The sequence below is a fragment of the Bifidobacterium sp. ESL0819 genome (assembly GCF_052606245.1).
Genome location: NZ_CP199587.1, coordinates 1,402,983 through 1,418,206, shown reverse-complemented (window position 1 = coordinate 1,418,206; position 15,224 = coordinate 1,402,983). Strand labels below are relative to the sequence as shown.

13 protein-coding genes are annotated in these 15,224 nt (G+C 59.6%); 1 reads left to right on the top strand and 12 read right to left on the bottom strand.

What is annotated here, in order from left to right; translation table 11 throughout:
- Window positions 1-95: 95 nt before the first annotated feature.
- Window positions 96-1,403, bottom strand: a complete 1,308-nt coding sequence (gene glyA, locus ACUIAD_RS05895; protein WP_045935291.1) for a serine hydroxymethyltransferase — start codon at window positions 1,401-1,403, stop codon at window positions 96-98.
- A 203-nt stretch (window positions 1,404-1,606) separates the two neighbouring features.
- Here glyA and thrC point away from each other — a divergent pair, with 203 nt between their 5' ends.
- The gene (thrC, locus tag ACUIAD_RS05890; RefSeq protein ID WP_445343058.1) at window positions 1,607-3,088 is read left to right on the top strand and encodes a threonine synthase; all 1,482 of its coding nucleotides are present in this window, start codon (window positions 1,607-1,609) and stop codon (window positions 3,086-3,088) included.
- 61 nt (window positions 3,089-3,149) lie between these two features.
- Here the strand turns inward: thrC and ACUIAD_RS05885 are convergent, their stop codons facing one another.
- From ACUIAD_RS05885 to pflA, 11 genes are all read right to left on the bottom strand, one after another.
- Entirely contained in the window at window positions 3,150-3,872 is a 723-nt protein-coding gene (locus ACUIAD_RS05885) for a hypothetical protein (RefSeq protein ID WP_445343057.1), read from the bottom strand.
- Entirely contained in the window at window positions 3,869-4,825 is a 957-nt protein-coding gene (locus tag ACUIAD_RS05880; RefSeq protein WP_258333132.1) for an ABC transporter ATP-binding protein, read from the bottom strand. Before ACUIAD_RS05880 ends, ACUIAD_RS05885 begins: the two co-directional genes overlap by 4 nt.
- A gap of 22 nt (window positions 4,826-4,847) precedes the next feature.
- Window positions 4,848-5,255: a GntR family transcriptional regulator gene (locus ACUIAD_RS05875; protein ID WP_110451985.1), complete on the bottom strand. Its 408-nt coding sequence runs from the start codon at window positions 5,253-5,255 to the stop codon at window positions 4,848-4,850.
- A gap of 428 nt (window positions 5,256-5,683) precedes the next feature.
- Window positions 5,684-7,456 (bottom strand): DNA repair protein RecN, encoded by a 1,773-nt coding sequence (locus ACUIAD_RS05870; RefSeq protein ID WP_445343056.1) that lies wholly within the window; start codon window positions 7,454-7,456, stop codon window positions 5,684-5,686.
- The gene (locus ACUIAD_RS05865; protein ID WP_110451983.1) at window positions 7,456-8,394 is read right to left on the bottom strand and encodes an NAD kinase; all 939 of its coding nucleotides are present in this window, start codon (window positions 8,392-8,394) and stop codon (window positions 7,456-7,458) included. Before ACUIAD_RS05865 ends, ACUIAD_RS05870 begins: the two co-directional genes overlap by 1 nt.
- 69 nt (window positions 8,395-8,463) lie before the next feature.
- Entirely contained in the window at window positions 8,464-9,777 is a 1,314-nt protein-coding gene (gene clpX / locus ACUIAD_RS05860) for an ATP-dependent Clp protease ATP-binding subunit ClpX (protein WP_110451982.1), read from the bottom strand.
- A 141-nt stretch (window positions 9,778-9,918) separates the two neighbouring features.
- Window positions 9,919-10,587 (bottom strand): ATP-dependent Clp protease proteolytic subunit, encoded by a 669-nt coding sequence (locus ACUIAD_RS05855; RefSeq protein ID WP_110451981.1) that lies wholly within the window; start codon window positions 10,585-10,587, stop codon window positions 9,919-9,921.
- 9 nt (window positions 10,588-10,596) lie between these two features.
- A complete protein-coding gene (locus ACUIAD_RS05850; RefSeq protein WP_181414463.1) occupies window positions 10,597-11,184 on the bottom strand; it encodes an ATP-dependent Clp protease proteolytic subunit in 588 nt (195 codons plus the stop codon).
- 177 nt (window positions 11,185-11,361) lie between these two features.
- Window positions 11,362-12,738, bottom strand: coding sequence for a trigger factor (gene tig, locus ACUIAD_RS05845; protein ID WP_110451979.1), 1,377 nt, complete (start codon window positions 12,736-12,738; stop codon window positions 11,362-11,364).
- A 49-nt stretch (window positions 12,739-12,787) separates the two neighbouring features.
- Entirely contained in the window at window positions 12,788-14,074 is a 1,287-nt protein-coding gene (locus tag ACUIAD_RS05840) for an HRDC domain-containing protein (RefSeq protein WP_445343055.1), read from the bottom strand.
- Window positions 14,075-14,329: 255 nt separating this feature from the next.
- Window positions 14,330-15,211 carry a pyruvate formate-lyase-activating protein gene (gene pflA, locus ACUIAD_RS05835; protein WP_445343054.1) on the bottom strand — a complete coding sequence of 294 codons (882 nt, stop codon included), beginning with the start codon at window positions 15,209-15,211 and terminating at the stop codon, window positions 14,330-14,332.
- Window positions 15,212-15,224: the final 13 nt, after the last annotated feature.

The following is a 15,224-nucleotide window of genomic DNA, read 5'->3' as shown; positions in this document are numbered from 1 at the left end:
CCAGACCCATTTCTGTACCGATTGTAACCCTCAGCGAGGGCAATGACGACAGGAGGAGGGAGGGCATTGCTGCACCTCCCTCCTTCAAGGGCCAATCAGTGGGTCTGATCCAGCTCAGGATAGAGCGGGAAGGCCTCGACCAGCCGATCCACCCGGGCCTTGAGGGCATCCAGATCCGCCTGGGGACCCTGGGCCAGCGCAGTGCCGATCACATCGGCAACCTCCTCGTACTGGGCCGGGCCGAATCCGCGAGTAGCCAAGGCGGAGGTCCCGATGCGCAGACCGGAGGCCACAGAGGCCGGGCGCGGATCGAAGGGCACCGTATTGCGGTTGACGGTGATGCCGATCCTAGCCAGCAGGTCCTCCCCCTGACGGCCGTCCATCTCGCTGTTGCGCAGATCCACCATGACCAGGTGGACGTCCGTGCCTCCAGTGAGCACGGTGATGCCGTTGTCGGCCACATCCTTGGCCATCAGGCGCTCAGCCAGAATCTTTGCGCCCTCCAAGGTGCGCTCCATGCGTTCCTTGAATTCAGGCGTGCCGGCCAGCTTGAAGGCCACAGCCTTGGCGGCGATCACATGCATGAGCGGGCCGCCCTGGTTGCCGGGGAAGACCGAGGAGTTGAGCTTCTTGGCATACTCCTGACGGGCCAGGATGAATCCGGAGCGGGGTCCGCCCAGGGTCTTGTGAGCCGTGGAGGAGACCACATCGGCATAGGGCACCGGGCTGGGATGCAGACCGGCTGCCACCATGCCGGCGAAGTGGGCCATATCCACCCAGAACTTGGCCCCCACCTCGTCGGCGATCTCCTTCATGGCTGCAAAGTCCTCAATGCGTGGATAGGCGCTCCACCCGCCGATGATCAGGGCCGGATGGGTCTCCAGGGCCCGCTGACGGATGATCTCAGGCTCGATGCGGAAAGTGTCCGGATCCACCCCATAGGATTCAGCATGGTAAAAGCGTCCGGAGAAGTTGATCTTCATGCCGTGGGTCAGGTGGCCGCCATGGTCCAGGGCCAGTCCCAGCACAGTGTCGCCAGGCTTGATCAGGGCCTGATAGACAGCGGCGTTGGCCTGGGCACCCGAATGAGGCTGGACATTGGCGTACTCGGCGCCGAAGAGGGCCTTGGCCCGGTCCCGGGCCAGGTTCTCGACCTGGTCCACCCACTCGCATCCGCCATAGTAGCGTCTGCCAGGATAGCCCTCGGCATACTTGTTGGTCAGCACGGATCCTTGGGCCTGTAAGACAGCCTTGGGCACGAAGTTCTCAGAGGCGATCATCTCCAGACCGCCTCGCTGACGCTCCAACTCCCCATCCAGCAGTGCAGCTATCTCCGGATCCACCTGCGAGATCGAAGAGTTCAGGACATCGTAGGATTGCTGTACCGGGTTCTCTTCGACCATGGGTCGCTCCTTTGTCTTTGACTTACAGCCTCGGATACAGGGGCTGGTGGGCAATACTGTACGCCATGCCGACCCCTGGCAGGCCCTCGCGTCCATAGACGGTTTCCTTCGCGAGCCGAGCAGGTCAATGGTTCGGACTCTTGCACGGGGTAGAATGCCTTGGTAATGATCTGTTCGGCGACATGGCGGAGGGGCAGGCAACCATGAGCACATACCACAGCACTCGGGGCGGCGAAGAACAGCTGCAGTCCAAGCAAGCCATCAGACGAGGCCTGGCTCCTGACGGCGGACTCTACGTCAGCGATGAACTGGACGCTCTGACCATCGACCCTGCCTCGGTTGCCGGCCTGGACTACAAGGGTACGGCCAAGCTGGTCCTTTCAAGACTGCTGAGTGATTACTCTTCCGGTCAGCTGGACTCCTGCCTGGAAGCAGCCTACGGAGAACAGTGGTCCGATCCGGCAATCACCCCTCTGGTGGACCTGGGCGGCAACGACTTCGTACTGGAGCTCTTCCGTGGGCCCACTTCGGCTTTCAAGGACGTGGCCCTGCAGCTTCTGCCAAGACTTATGGCCCTGGCCGGGGAGGATGGCGAGCGGATCATGGTGCTCACAGCCACCTCCGGAGACACAGGCAAGGCGGCGCTGGCAGGATTCGCAGACGCGCCGGGCACGGGCATCACCGTCTTCTACCCGCAGGGCAAGGTCAGCCAGATCCAGCGTCTGCAGATGGTCACCCAGGAGGGCGGCAACCTGCGGGTCTGTGCAGTTCGAGGCAATTTCGACGATGCCCAGTCCACAGTCAAGTCCATCTTCGCCGACGCTGATCTGGCTCGTGAGCTGGGTAAGAAGGCCTCAACCGTTCTCTCTTCGGCCAATTCCATCAATGTGGGCCGCCTGGCACCGCAGGTCGTCTACTACTTCCGAGCCTATGGGTCTCTGATGGAACGGGGAGTGATCAGACCTGGGGATTCGGTCGAATTCTGCGTGCCCACCGGCAACTTCGGCGATGTGCTGGCCGGGTACTACGCCAAGATGATGGGACTTCCAGTTGCTCGCCTGACCGTAGCCTCGGACCGCAACCGAGTCCTCAACGACTTCCTGACCACAGGCGTCTATGACCGCAACCGCCCCTTCTACATCACTACCTCTCCCAGCATGGACATCCTGATCTCCTCCAACCTGGAGCGGATGCTCTACTACATGGCCGACGGCGACACCAAACTGATTGTCTCGCTTATGGCCGATCTGGAGTCCGCGGGGCGTTATCAGGTGCCTGAAGCCCTGCTGACCAGAATCCGTGGGCTCTTCTCCTGCGGTTGGGCCGACGAGGACCAAGTGGCCTCAGCCATTAGCGACTGCTGGGAGGACCGAGGATATCTGATCGATCCGCACACGGCCTGCGGCTACCACGTCATGGCCGTCCAGACCGGCAGGGATCCTGCCGTGCCCCGGGTGCTGCTGTCTACAGCAAGCCCCTACAAGTTCCCCCGGGTGGTCTGCCAATCCTTGGGTCTGGAGACCCCTGACAGCGACTTCGAGTGCATGGACATCCTGGCCGAGGCCACCAACACCATGCCCCCCAAGGCTCTGCGCGCCCTGGAAAACGCACCTGTGCGTTTCCAGGACTGCATCGATCCCGGCGACATGTCTGACTACGTCCGCCACGCGGTCATGCAGTCCTGAGCTGGCCCAGGACTGCGAGGACATAGATCACCATAATCGCGGTCAGATTGAAAGTCTGGCGTCAATCAATCTCCCTGCGCGCATAGACCCTGCTGGAAACGGCTCCAGAGACCAGGTTCGCCAACAAGACTATGGCCAGACCAAGAGCTACAGGTTTCCACAGGTCTCCTATAAGGAAACGTCCAAGTTTAGTCATGAGAGCTCCCCAGTCCAAAGGCAGCCAGGCCAAGACAATACCGATCAAGGCAATAAAAGCGAAGAGCACCAACAGGGCACGTAAAGCTTTTACTGGATCAAGCCAGTAGAAAAGTGGAGCAGCCAAGGCAAAAAGCAGCATTTCGAACATGAAGATAGCCAAGGTAAAAAGAGTCACAGCCTGCCAAGGATCCGAACCCTTCCAAGGCAGACCTCCAGCTATCCGAAAATAGATCGCAAAACAGCAGCATTGAGCCAAGACCATTAGCACAATAGCCGAATAGCGTCCCAGCACCTGATGACCACGCGAAATAGACACAATGCCATTCAGGCGAGCTGCTGGAGAGTAAAAATCAATGAATAATTGGATCTGCGCGACGGCAGCAGTTGCAACGCAGGAACCCGTGACCATTCCATTTACCAAGTCTAAATTTCCATCCTGGTTGTGGCCAGTCACGACCAGGACGCCCTTCAAGATGATTCCTGCCAGCGGTGCAGCGATGAAGAGCAGCATACACGACCAGCAGCCTCCGGCTCCTCCACTGCAACGTTGCATGTCCAGCCTGATCTGCTTGGCTATCGCCTTCATGCCTCCATCTCCTTACTCTTGTTGGCCGCAGCACGTGAGCCCGTGGTCAGTCTGATGATGTTGTCAAAATCGGCCCGCTCCACCAGATAGCGTTCCTCTGAAGGCTCGACGTCGGCAGGGGAAGCCGATGCCAGAAAATCCTCCAAGTGTTCAGTAGACACCAAAGCCTCGAAACCTGTGGCGGAACGCTGCAGGCCCATCAGATGAGGTATCTGCGCTCTAGCCAGATCGTCCGGCCCCCCTCTCACAACCTGGAAAGCCTCCATCAACTCGTCCTTGGGGCCGGTGTAGAAGACTGACCCCCGATTGATGTAGGTAACGAAGTCAGCCACCCGTTCAAGATCCGTGGTGATATGAGTGGAGAAAAGTACTGAGTGACGACCGTCTCCGATGTAGTCCAGCAGAATATCCATGAGCTCGTCCCTGGCTAGGACATCCAGACCACTGGTAGGCTCATCCAGAATCAAGAGCCTCGCATCGTGACTGAGAGCGACGGCCAGCATCAGTTTCATCTGCATGCCACGGGAAAGCTTGCCAATTCTGCGGTTTTCTTGCAGACCAAACCGACGCAAATAGCCCTGATAGCGATCACTGTTCCAAGAGGGATACATGGGTGCCATCACTGACTCGGCGGCCTTGACCTTCCATGCTTCCAGGAAATAAATGGAATCGAAGACCACACCCAGGTCTGCCTTGACCTCCTCCTCCTGGCTCAACGGATCACGGTTCAGAATGCTGATTTCTCCACTGTCTCGGCGGATCATATTCAGCAAGAGCCGGATCAAGGTGGATTTGCCCGCGCCGTTGGGGCCAATCAATCCCATGATGTAGCCCATGGGCAGATCCATAGTGACTCGATGCAGGCGGAATCCCGTGCCGTCAGCCTTGACGTAGCTTTTCCCAAGGTCACTGACGCGCAAGGCATAGTCGACATCTTCACCAGAAATTGTCATCGACGGTGATGCGCACATGCTGCTATTCCTTTCCTTCTTTGGACGCGGGTGCAGAACCCTTGTCGCCTAGCAGGCCGTCGAGCAGGCTGCGAATTCGGTCCGGCTCCATGCCGGCCCGACGAGCCGTATCAACCGCCTCCCCCAACAGGGACTGCACGCGGTCCTCCAGATGCTGCCGCATGACCTGGTCGCCGCTGTCAGCCACGAAGGTCCCCTTGCCTTGGATGTTCTCCACCAAGCCCTCCTGAGCGAGTTCGGTATAGGCACGGGTCACGGTCAGCACGGACACCCTGAGCTCCTGCGAGAGATGTCGCAGGGAAGGCAGTCCCTCCCCGGCTTTCAAGTCTCCGAGCAGGATGGCCGAACGTATCTGGTCCTCAATCTGCCGATAAATCGGTTGTCCGGACAGGGATGAGATGATCAGCTTCATCCAAGCCCCTTTCATGGATGGTCGGCACGACTCTGGCTGAGCTGTACCGGTGTTCATGTATACACTATAACAGTTTAATCATGGAGACAACCTCGCCACTGCTCTTCTACGGCCATGGTTCACGAATTCCGCAGAAACAGCGCTGTATTGCTGAAATTCTACCTGATCACGAATTCAGACAAGATACCATCCGAACCGGGTCGTCGCCCCATTGTTGATACCAAGGAGGGATAAGGTGTCATCAACGAAAATCAAATACAGTCGGTACCGCACAACCGTTCACAACCACTCGCCTACTGTCGAAGCATCAAAGTGGCGGATGTCGAGCATGCAATTGCAAGCCGCAAAAAACAGCAAAGCTTTCGATACTTGTCTAAGTCGTCAAATCGATGGACTTTGGCGCTACAAAGTACAGGCGGCAACTAGGCTTATCTGCGCTGAAGTCTGCTGGAGGCTAGAAGCTCTCGTGCGTGCTTCAGAGAAGTGGTGGACTCGCTGCCGGCCAGCATCCGGGCGATCTCTCGCTCCCTGCCTTTGCCCTCTACCTGGCGGACCAGAGTCTCTACAGTATCGCCGCCCTCCTGTCCCTTGGCCACGACGAACTGTCGGTCGGCCCAAGAAGCCACCTGCGGCAGGTGGGTGACCACAATCACCTGGGCGGTTACGGCCAATCGGGCCAGACGACGACCCAGCTCCACAGCTGCCCGACCGCCTACACCAGCATCCACCTCATCGAAAATGAAAGTCATCGTCGGATCGCCAGCCTGGGAGTCAAGGCCGGTATGCCCTTCACTACGCCCATCAGATCCCAATGAGGTCCGGCCTTCAGCGGCTACCAGCTCCAAGGCCAGCATGAGCCGGCTGAGTTCGCCGCCCGAGGCGCTCTTGCCCATGGGGAGAAGATCTGAACCCGGATATGGCCTGAAGAGAAAGTCGATTCGGTCCAGACCATGCCCATCCATGTCTTGGTCCTGGCGTTGCATGACGTGAATCTCAAGCCCAGCTCCCGCCATGGCCAGGGAGTGCAATTCGCTGTCGACAAGATCGCTCAGCCTTCGTGCAGCCTTGGCTCTTGACACAGACAGACTCCGTGCGGCCTTCAAGGCGCTTCCACGAAGCTGCTCAACCTGTCCTTGAAGCTCCTCTAGCTTCTCGGGTGAGGCATCCATGTCCTCAAGCTCAAACGCAGCCTTCTTGCGCCAGGCCAGAACGTCGTCGATTTTTGGTCCCCAGCGACGGGTCAGCTCATCCAGATCATGGATGCGGGCATTGATCTTGTCCAGATCACCCTCCTGGTCTTCGTCATCCAGCTGACTGCTCAGGGTGAAGACCAGGTCAGACAGGTCGGCGTTCAGCGACCGCAACCGCTGGGCCGACTCCTGAAAGACACCCTCCACACCGATGCCCTCCAGGGCGGCAATGGCTCGTTCGACCAGGGCAGTGGCCGATGATGCGTCGGCATCAGGGTCGATCTGACTGGAGTCCAAGGCGGACAACGCTGACATGACTCCCTGACTGATCTGGGCAGCATGCTCGATCCTGTCCCGCTGGGCCTTGAGTTCACGATCCTCGCCGGAATGGGGGTCGAGCCGATCAATCCGGGCGATGGATTCACGAAGATAATCAGCCTGGGCCATAGCGCCGGACTGCTGGTTGCGTAGCTCCTCCAGATGTTCCTGCGCCTGTCGATACTGCCTGAAGGCCTTGGAAAAGGTCTCCAGCTGCGGACCGTCACCAGCATAGGCATCCAGAAACTCGCGCTGCCGGGCCGGGCTGGCCATGCGCATCTGATCCGCCTGACCATGGACAGTGACCAGCATTCCAGCCACCTCCTCCAGCAGACCGCGAGGGGCCGTCCTGCCGTTTAGCGCGGCACGGGAACGCCCCTTGACGGGCATGGTCCGTGCAAGGAAGATCTGCCCCTCCTCCTCCACGGGTAGACCAGCCTCAGTTATAACCGCGGTCACTGAATTCTCGGTTCCTGTCGTTCCGGCATCGAAAATCCCCTGCACCCAGGACTCCCGAGCACCAGGTGCTACCAGTTGCGGACGAGCGGTGGATCCGGAGATCAGCCTGATGGCATTGAGGAGCATGGACTTGCCAGCTCCGGTCTCCCCCGTGATGGCCGTCATGCCAGCAGCGGGCCGTAGCAGGGCATGATGGATTGGCCCCAGGTCGCGTACTTCCAGCTCTTCCAGCATCAGTGCTCCTTATTCGACTCTGGCGGCTCCCCCTGGTCCTGTCCGTCTGCAGCTGCCGAGGAGCGATGCTGCTCCCTCCAGCCGACCACCGGCAGGTCGAACTTGGAGACCAGCCGTCTAGTGAACGGCACCCCGGACAGCCTGGCCAGCCGCAGGATGTCGTGGGACTGCCGCACCACAATGCGGGAGCGCTTGGGCACTGGCCGCTGACGGCGCCCATCATTGCAGATCCAGCCAGCCGACTGGGAATCACCCAGAATGTCTAAAGTGAACTGTGACTTCGGACCGATGATCAGGGATCGGGCGAAAAGGGCGTGAGCAGCTATGGGCACCATCTGCAGCGACTGCGCATCCGGCCAGACAATGGGCCCGCCCACCGAAAAGGCGTAGGCCGTTGAACCGGTCGGGGTGGCCACAATCATGCCGTCGCAGCCGAAGGAACTCATCTCCACATCGTCTACTCGGACCGACACCTCAATCATCTTGCCCCGATCATATCGTTCCAGGGTCATGTCGTTGAGGGCCCAATCGCTCAGTGGACGATCGGCTCCGGGTATCCACAGGTCCACATGGGCCACCATGCGCTCATCGATGGAGTAGTCATGATCAGCCACCCGACGAATGGCTTCCCCTATCTGGAAGCTCTCGAATTCTGCCAGGAATCCCACATGACCCAAGTTGACCCCCAGGATGGGCACCTCAGTGCCCTTGACCAGCTCTGCAGCCCGCAGAATGGTCCCATCGCCGCCCAGAACGATGACGATCTCGGTGTCGTCGGCCACCTTCTGGCTAGGGCTGCCGAATTCAGGGGCGGCGATGTTGTCGACAATCGAGACGCTAAATCCGTCCCGGCGCAGCTGCTCCTCGACCTCATCCACCAGGTGACCGCTTGCCCGGACCCGACTGTGCGTAACTACGACAGCGCTACGAGCACCCATGGGGCCTCCCTTCCGGCATCAATGACCATCCTATCGGGCCCGGCCAACAGCGGCGCTCTATTGCCTGAATCAGGCCAAACGACGACCTGTAGCTGCGGCCACACCCTTCCTGGTCTCGTACCGGGGGGAGCCTGTCCCGTCCACTGCATCGGCATCCACCACAACACGGGAGACATCCGGCCTATCGGGCAGCTCAAACATAGTCGCCTCAAGAGTGCGTTCAATGATCCCTCGCAGTCCACGGGCGCCCACCTTGCGCTCCAGGGCGATGGCGGCAACACGGTCCAAGGCAGCGTCGGTGAAAACCAGATCAGCCCCATCATCCATGAACATGCGCCGGTACTGATCAACCAGGGCATTGTCCGGTTCGGTCAGCACGCGTCGCAACTCATCGGCGCCCAGAGGCTCCAAAGTGGAAATGACAGGCAGCCGTCCCACAAACTCGGGCAATAGGCCGAACTGTTCCAAATCCTCGGCCCTGACCTGGCTCATGACCCGGCCACCAGACACCCTTTCGCTCCCCTGAGTAGCCGAGAACCCGCTCTCCCGCAGGCCCAGCCGCTGGCGAACGATATCCTCAAGACCAACGAAGGCGCCGCCGCAAATGAAGAGAATGTTGGCCGTATCCATGACGACCGTGCGAACGTCTCCGCGCCGCCGGGAACCTTGTACCGGCACGCGGGCCTGAGTGCCCTCGATGATCTTGAGCAGAGCCTGCTGGACCCCTTCGCCGGACACATCCCTGGTGATGGAGGTGTTCTCCCCCGATTTTCTGGCGATCTTGTCGATCTCGTCAATGTAGATGATCCCGCGCTGAGCAAGGTCCATGTTGCCATCGGCAGCCTGGAGGAGCCCCTGCAGGACGGACTCCACGTCCTCGCCCACATATCCAGCCTCGGTCAGGCTTGTGGCATCCACAATGACAAAGGGGACGTTCATGATGGTAGCCAGGGTCCGTGCCAGATATGTCTTGCCTACGCCGGTAGGGCCCATGAGCAGGATGTTGGACTTGTCCACCTGGACGCGCGGGGCCGCATCCTTGCGTTTCAATGCTGTGCCCGCAGCACGGCCACGGTCGCCAATGTCCATATTGACGCGCTTGTAGTGATTGTAAACAGCCACCGACAGGGTGCGCTTGGCGGCCTCCTGGCCGATGACATACCGGTTCAAGTAGGCAAATATCTTTGAGGGCGCTGGCAGAGTCAGCCGCTGGTCGGCGGCATCCTTAGCCATGTCCTCCTGGATGATCTGGGCGCACAGACGTATGCATTCGTCACAAATGGCGCAGGAAGGCCCCTTGACCAAGCGTCGCACCTGGTGCTCGTCCTTGCCGCAGAACTCGCAGCGATTCAGTCCGTCATTGTAGCTGACCACACGGCCCATGGCTCTCCCTTCCCGGAGAATCCGCAAGGATCGCCAAATACATATTTGACTGGCATCGTCCATTATGCCAAACGCCCGGAGGCCGTGGACCCAAGGACCCGCCGCCATCCGGACGAACAATCATGCACGCAGTCACTGAAGCTAATCGCGGTGCTCCAGGACCTCGTCCACCATCCCGTAATCCTTGGCCTGTTGGGCGGTCAGAATGGTGTCCACCTCGATGTCCTTACGAATCTTGTCGACATTCTGACCGGTATGCTTGGCCAGGGTCTCCTCCAGCCAGGTGCGCATGCGCAGCATCTCCTTGGCCTGGATCTCGATCTCGGTGGCCTTGCCGAAGTCCTGCTCCATGGCCGGCTGGTGAATCAGCACACGGGCGTTGGGCAGAATCAGGCGCTTGCCCTTGGTGCCTGCCGCCAGAAGAACTGCAGCAGCCGAGGCAGCCTGACCTAGGCAGACAGTCTGTACATCGGGCTTGATGTACTGCATAGTGTCATAGATGGCGGTCATAGCCGTCATGGATCCCCCCGGCGAGTTGATGTAGATGATCACGTCACGGTTGGGATCCTGGCTTTCCAGAACCAGGAGCTGGGCCATGATGTCGTCCGAGGAGGTGTCGTCCACCTGGACGCCCATGAAGATGATCCTGTCGTCGAAGAGCCTGGTGTAGGGGTCCTGGCGCTTGTAGCCGTAGGGGGTTCGCTCCTCGAACTGCGGCAGCACATAGCGGTCGGTGGGCATGGCGCCCAGGCCGCGAGGGCCAGCCAGTCGACGGGCCCGTGCAACGAATTGCGCTTCTTCAGATGCCATGTGGAGTGCTCACTTCCCTTGATCTGCGGTCATAGTGCCGTGGGTGGTCACGATCCGGTCGACGAAGCCGTACTCCAAGGCCTGCTGGGCCGTGAACCAGTGATCGTATTCGTTATCCCGGTAGATCTCCTCCAGGGTGTGGCCAGTCTGCTCGGCCGTCAGCTGGGAGAGCGTGCGCTTCATGTCCATGATCAGTTCGGCGTTGATCCTGACATCAGTGGCCGTGCCTCCGACACCACCCGAGGGCTGATGCATGAGCACACGTGCATGGGAGGTTACGAAACGCTTGCCCTTGGCTCCGCTGGAGAGCAGGAACTGGCCCATGGAAGCCGCCATGCCGACCGCGACTGTGGCCACGTCGGGCTCGATCAGCTGCATGGTGTCGTAGATGGCCATGCCCGCTGTAATTGAGCCGCCTGGCGAATTGATGTAGAGCCAGATATCCTTCTTGGGATCCTCGGCCGCCAGCATCAGCATCTGTGCGCAGATGACGTTGGCGTTGGCGTCCTTGACCTCGTCCCCCAGCCAGATGATCCTGTCCTTGAGCAGTCGGTTGAAGATGGGATCGGTCGGCGTGGGGGCCTCCCCATCTTCCATCACGGGACTGGTTGCCAATGAGTTGTTCACCCTGTCTCCTTCGATAAACGTATCTGTATTGAGCCTAGCCCTCGCAATCGACGCGGTCCCAGCCTTTCCGCTCTTTGCGCAACCGCTACGACAAGGCCGCACCCAGGCTGTTTGCCACGGGGTGCGGCCTGTTCGCTGCCTGGGAAGCTACTCCTGATCCTGAGAGAGCTGGTCAGCTACTTCAGCTGCAGCCGAGGCAGCCTGAACGCTCTCATCCTGCTCCTCCTGAGCCTCGGGCTGGTCCTCGCCCAAGAAGCGGCTCAGGTCGACCTCCTGACCGTCGGGATCCTTGAAGGTGACGGCACGCATTCCGGCCAGCATGCCCTTGGAGCGACCGACTTCCTGCACAGCCGAGCCCAACTGACCATTACGGACGATGCCGTTGATGAAGGCGCTGGGGTCCATGCCGTACTGCTGAGCAATGGAAGCCAGGAAGTTGGTTACGTCAGCCTGGCTGACCGTAATGCCAAGCTTCTCCGCCAGGGCGTCAAGGGTCATCTGGTCGCGCAGTTCCTTCTCCACGGTCCGCTCGGCCTCGGCCTTCTCGTCCTTGCTGGCCTTATCCGGGTCCTTGCCAGTGTTCTTGAGCTGATCGGTCACCATGGACTGCTTGATGCCCTTGGGCACCGGAATGTCCAAGCCGTCCTGAAGCTTAGCGATGAAGGCATCACGGGCATCGGTGGCCTGTCGGCCCTCGGCATCCACCTGGCACTGCTTGCGCACATCCTCGCGCAGCTCCTTCAGAGTCTCGAACTCCGAAGCTTCCTTGGCGAACTCGTCGTCCAAGTCGGGCAGCTCCTCAGCCTTGACCGAGTTCACCTTGACCTTGATCTGGGCCTTTTCGCCCTGGTGCTCACCGGCCTCCAAGGTGCCCTCGAAGGTGGTCTCTTCTCCGGCGGACAGCCCATCCAAGGCCTCATCCAGGCCGTCCAGCATGGTGTTGGAGCCCAGCTCGTAGCTGACTCCCTGCTGGGAGTCCACGGACTTGCCGTCGATAACGGCATCCAGGTCGATGTTGGCGTAGTCACCCTTGGAAGCGGGACGATCCACGCTGACCAAGGTGCCGAAGCGCTGACGCAGATTGTCCAGACGCTTGTCCACGTCCTCATCGGTGACGGCTGGCTTAGGGACCTCAATCTCCATGCCATCAATCTCGGGCAGCTCGAACTTGGGACGAATTTCGACCTCGGCGGTGAACTTGAGCTTGGTATCGTCCTTGGCCGAGGAAGGTATGTCCTTGACGTCGATCTGCGGCTGTGCCATGGCGTGCAGCTGCTTCTCCTCCAGAGCCTTTGAGTAAAGCTCTGGCACGCCGGCGTTGACGGCCTCGCCCGCCACGCTGGCAAAGCCCACGCGCTGATCGATGATGGGTCCAGGCACATGGCCCTTTCGGAAGCCGGGGATGGTCACCTGCTTGCCGATCTCCTTACGGGCCTGATCCAGGTAGGGGTTCAGCTCATCGGGATCGACGGTGATGGTGAGCCTGACCTTAGTGGGCTCGAGGTTTCTGACGCTGATTTTCACGCTGCGCTCCAATTCATCCAAACCGTTTGATCTGCCAGTAAGGCAACCGTTACATAATAGCGCGAGTCAGGGACTCTGACAGAAGTGAAACCTGCCAAGGTCGGGCGCCCTCCTCGCGCAGAAAGTCGGCCACGTCCCGCTTATCCGGTTCGTCGGTCCAACAGAGGTTGCGCAGGTAGCGGGGCTTGATCAGAATCTCATCAGGAGTGTTGGTCCTACGGCCTACATCAGTCACTGCCTTGCGCGCCGCCTCCAGCCTGACCAGTCGGTCAGGGTGGCGATGCCGCCAGACCTGCATTGACTTGGGGGCGTTGGTCTCTTCAACACGAGGCTTGGGAGGCACCGGCAGCTCTTCAATGGGCAGACGCAGCGCATCAAAAATGGCCTGTTTCCAGACCGAGGGCTTGACCCGGCGCTGAATGGGCGCATAGCGCTCAAACATGCGGTCCTGCTCACCGCCGGTATGGATCCTGACACGTTCATTCAAGGACCGGATGGCTCGGAATTGGGCGTTGTTATGTGGCTTAAGCCTTCCAGCCTCGATAATGGCCTTGTCCGGCAGAAGAAGCGTCGGAGCTATGTCGCAGCGTCGGGCCAGCCGGTCTCTGGTGGTCCACAGCGAACGGGCCACTGCAAGGCCTCGACGGTCGTTGTGTAGGGCGTTGATGTGCGAGATATGCCGCCAGGGCTGCTCAGGCTCCGGCTTGGGTATTTTGCCTTGTCTCAACAGCCAGGCGAATTCTTGCCTGGCCCATTCATCCTTGCCATGGCGGCGCAGATCCTCCAGCTCGCGTGATCGTACCTGATCCAGCAGTTCGACATCCAAGGCGGCGTAATTGCGCCAATCACGGGGCAGAGGGCGGTAGGACCAGTCTGCAGCAGAGTGCTCCTTGGCCAGGGTCAGCCCCAAATAGTGTGATGTCACTGCAGACAAGCCGTAATGACCAAGATTAAGCATCCTGGCCGCCAGTTCGGAGTCGAAGAGCGATGAGGGCCTCATGCCCAGTGCATAAAAACCTGGCAGATCCTGAGGAGAGTCATGAATGATCCATTGAACGTCCTGGACTGCTCTATTGAATTCCGACCAGTCGCAGCCCGCCTGCACCAGAGCCGGCGGATCCAGGAGGAATATCCCTGCTCCCCGGCGCTTGAATTGGACCAGATAATCATCGTGGCCATAGCGGAATCCCGATGCACGTTCAGCATCCGCAGCCAGTGCACCGCTCCCCTGAGCAAGCAGCCGACAGGCCCGGCGGTATCCGACCATGTCATCAATGACCGACGGCACACCCTGGGCGGGCTCTGAAAGCAGCTGCGTCTGAGGATCCGTGGTCACCTGCGCTTAACCTCTTTATTTCTTGTCGGACATCACGCCACCGGGCCGACCAGGCCCGGAAACATACGTCTGACAGCATAGTCCATGGTCTCAACCCGATGGCAGCCCCTTCCCTAAGCAATCCCCGTCGGTCATTCATTGAGCCGACCATCGTTTAATTAGAAGGCGAATCTTCAACTGAGCATGGAAAACTCCCCGCGGCATTCGCCGTAGGGAGTTACGAGAAACTTATCCTTGTTTGCTTCTATTTGCGGCTCAGTAGACCACGAATCCGTGGGCTTCCAGCTGCTTCTTTACCCGATCCTTCAGGGCCGCCGAAGGGCCTTTGGCATCCTCCAGCGGGTAGGGAATGCGCAGCTCATGCCACTTGGGCCGTCCAAGCTGGTGGAAGGGAAGCACGTCAATGTGCTCAATGGCATCCTTGAACTGTTCGCATACCCGCGCAACATTTTCGACGTTCTCTTCAGAATCGGTCAGTCCCGGCACCAGCACGAAGCGAACCCAGATCTTGCTGCCTCGGGCAGCCAGACGCTTGCCGAATTCGATCGTGGGGGCCAGCGTGCCGCCAGTCACCTTCTTATAGGTGGTTTCGTCACCGGATTTGACATCCAGCAGGCACAGGTCGATATCGTCAATCATGGCATCGGTGTAGTTACGATTGAGAAAACCCGATGTGTCCAAGCAGGTGTGAACGCCCATTTCCTTGGCAGCTCGAAAGACCCGTGAGACGAAAGCGGCCTGCATCATGGACTCGCCACCGCTGAAGGTGATTCCCCCTCCCGTGCTCTTGAAGAGATCCTGGTAGCGGGCCACCTTGTCGATCATGGCCTGTAGATATACAGGCTGGCCGTCGCGCATCTTCCAGGTGTCCGGGTTCTGACAGTACTGGCATCGCAGGGGGCATCCGCTCATAAAGACGGTCATCCTTGTACCTGGCCCGTCCACCGAGGTATTGATGTCCCAGGAATGAACAAAACCAATGTCGCCCGTGCGCAAAGCATTCATGCGGTCGTGCCGGTCCAGTCCAATCGGCGATTCAAACCCGGAAAGGCCGCCCATCAGAGTCTGGCTCTTATAGACCTTGGATTCCTTCAGCATGTGCTGCTGTGTGGTATGGAAGGTGGTGGTCTCCGTCATCGGATCCTCCTGA

Excerpts from the sequence above, each read along its gene's own strand:
- glyA (WP_045935291.1), bottom strand. The coding sequence starts at position 1,403 with ATGGTCGAAGAGAACCCGGTACAGCAATCCTACGATGTCCTGAACTCT.
- thrC (WP_445343058.1), top strand. The coding sequence starts at position 1,607 with ATGAGCACATACCACAGCACTCGGGGCGGCGAAGAACAGCTGCAGTCC.
- ACUIAD_RS05885 (WP_445343057.1), bottom strand. The coding sequence starts at position 3,872 with ATGAAGGCGATAGCCAAGCAGATCAGGCTGGACATGCAACGTTGCAGT.
- ACUIAD_RS05880 (WP_258333132.1), bottom strand. The coding sequence starts at position 4,825 with ATGACAATTTCTGGTGAAGATGTCGACTATGCCTTGCGCGTCAGTGAC.
- ACUIAD_RS05875 (WP_110451985.1), bottom strand. The coding sequence starts at position 5,255 with ATGAAGCTGATCATCTCATCCCTGTCCGGACAACCGATTTATCGGCAG.
- ACUIAD_RS05870 (WP_445343056.1), bottom strand. The coding sequence starts at position 7,456 with ATGCTGGAAGAGCTGGAAGTACGCGACCTGGGGCCAATCCATCATGCC.
- ACUIAD_RS05865 (WP_110451983.1), bottom strand. The coding sequence starts at position 8,394 with ATGGGTGCTCGTAGCGCTGTCGTAGTTACGCACAGTCGGGTCCGGGCA.
- clpX (WP_110451982.1), bottom strand. The coding sequence starts at position 9,777 with ATGGGCCGTGTGGTCAGCTACAATGACGGACTGAATCGCTGCGAGTTC.
- ACUIAD_RS05855 (WP_110451981.1), bottom strand. The coding sequence starts at position 10,587 with ATGGCATCTGAAGAAGCGCAATTCGTTGCACGGGCCCGTCGACTGGCT.
- ACUIAD_RS05850 (WP_181414463.1), bottom strand. The coding sequence starts at position 11,184 with ATGGAAGATGGGGAGGCCCCCACGCCGACCGATCCCATCTTCAACCGA.
- pflA (WP_445343054.1), bottom strand. The coding sequence starts at position 15,211 with ATGACGGAGACCACCACCTTCCATACCACACAGCAGCACATGCTGAAG.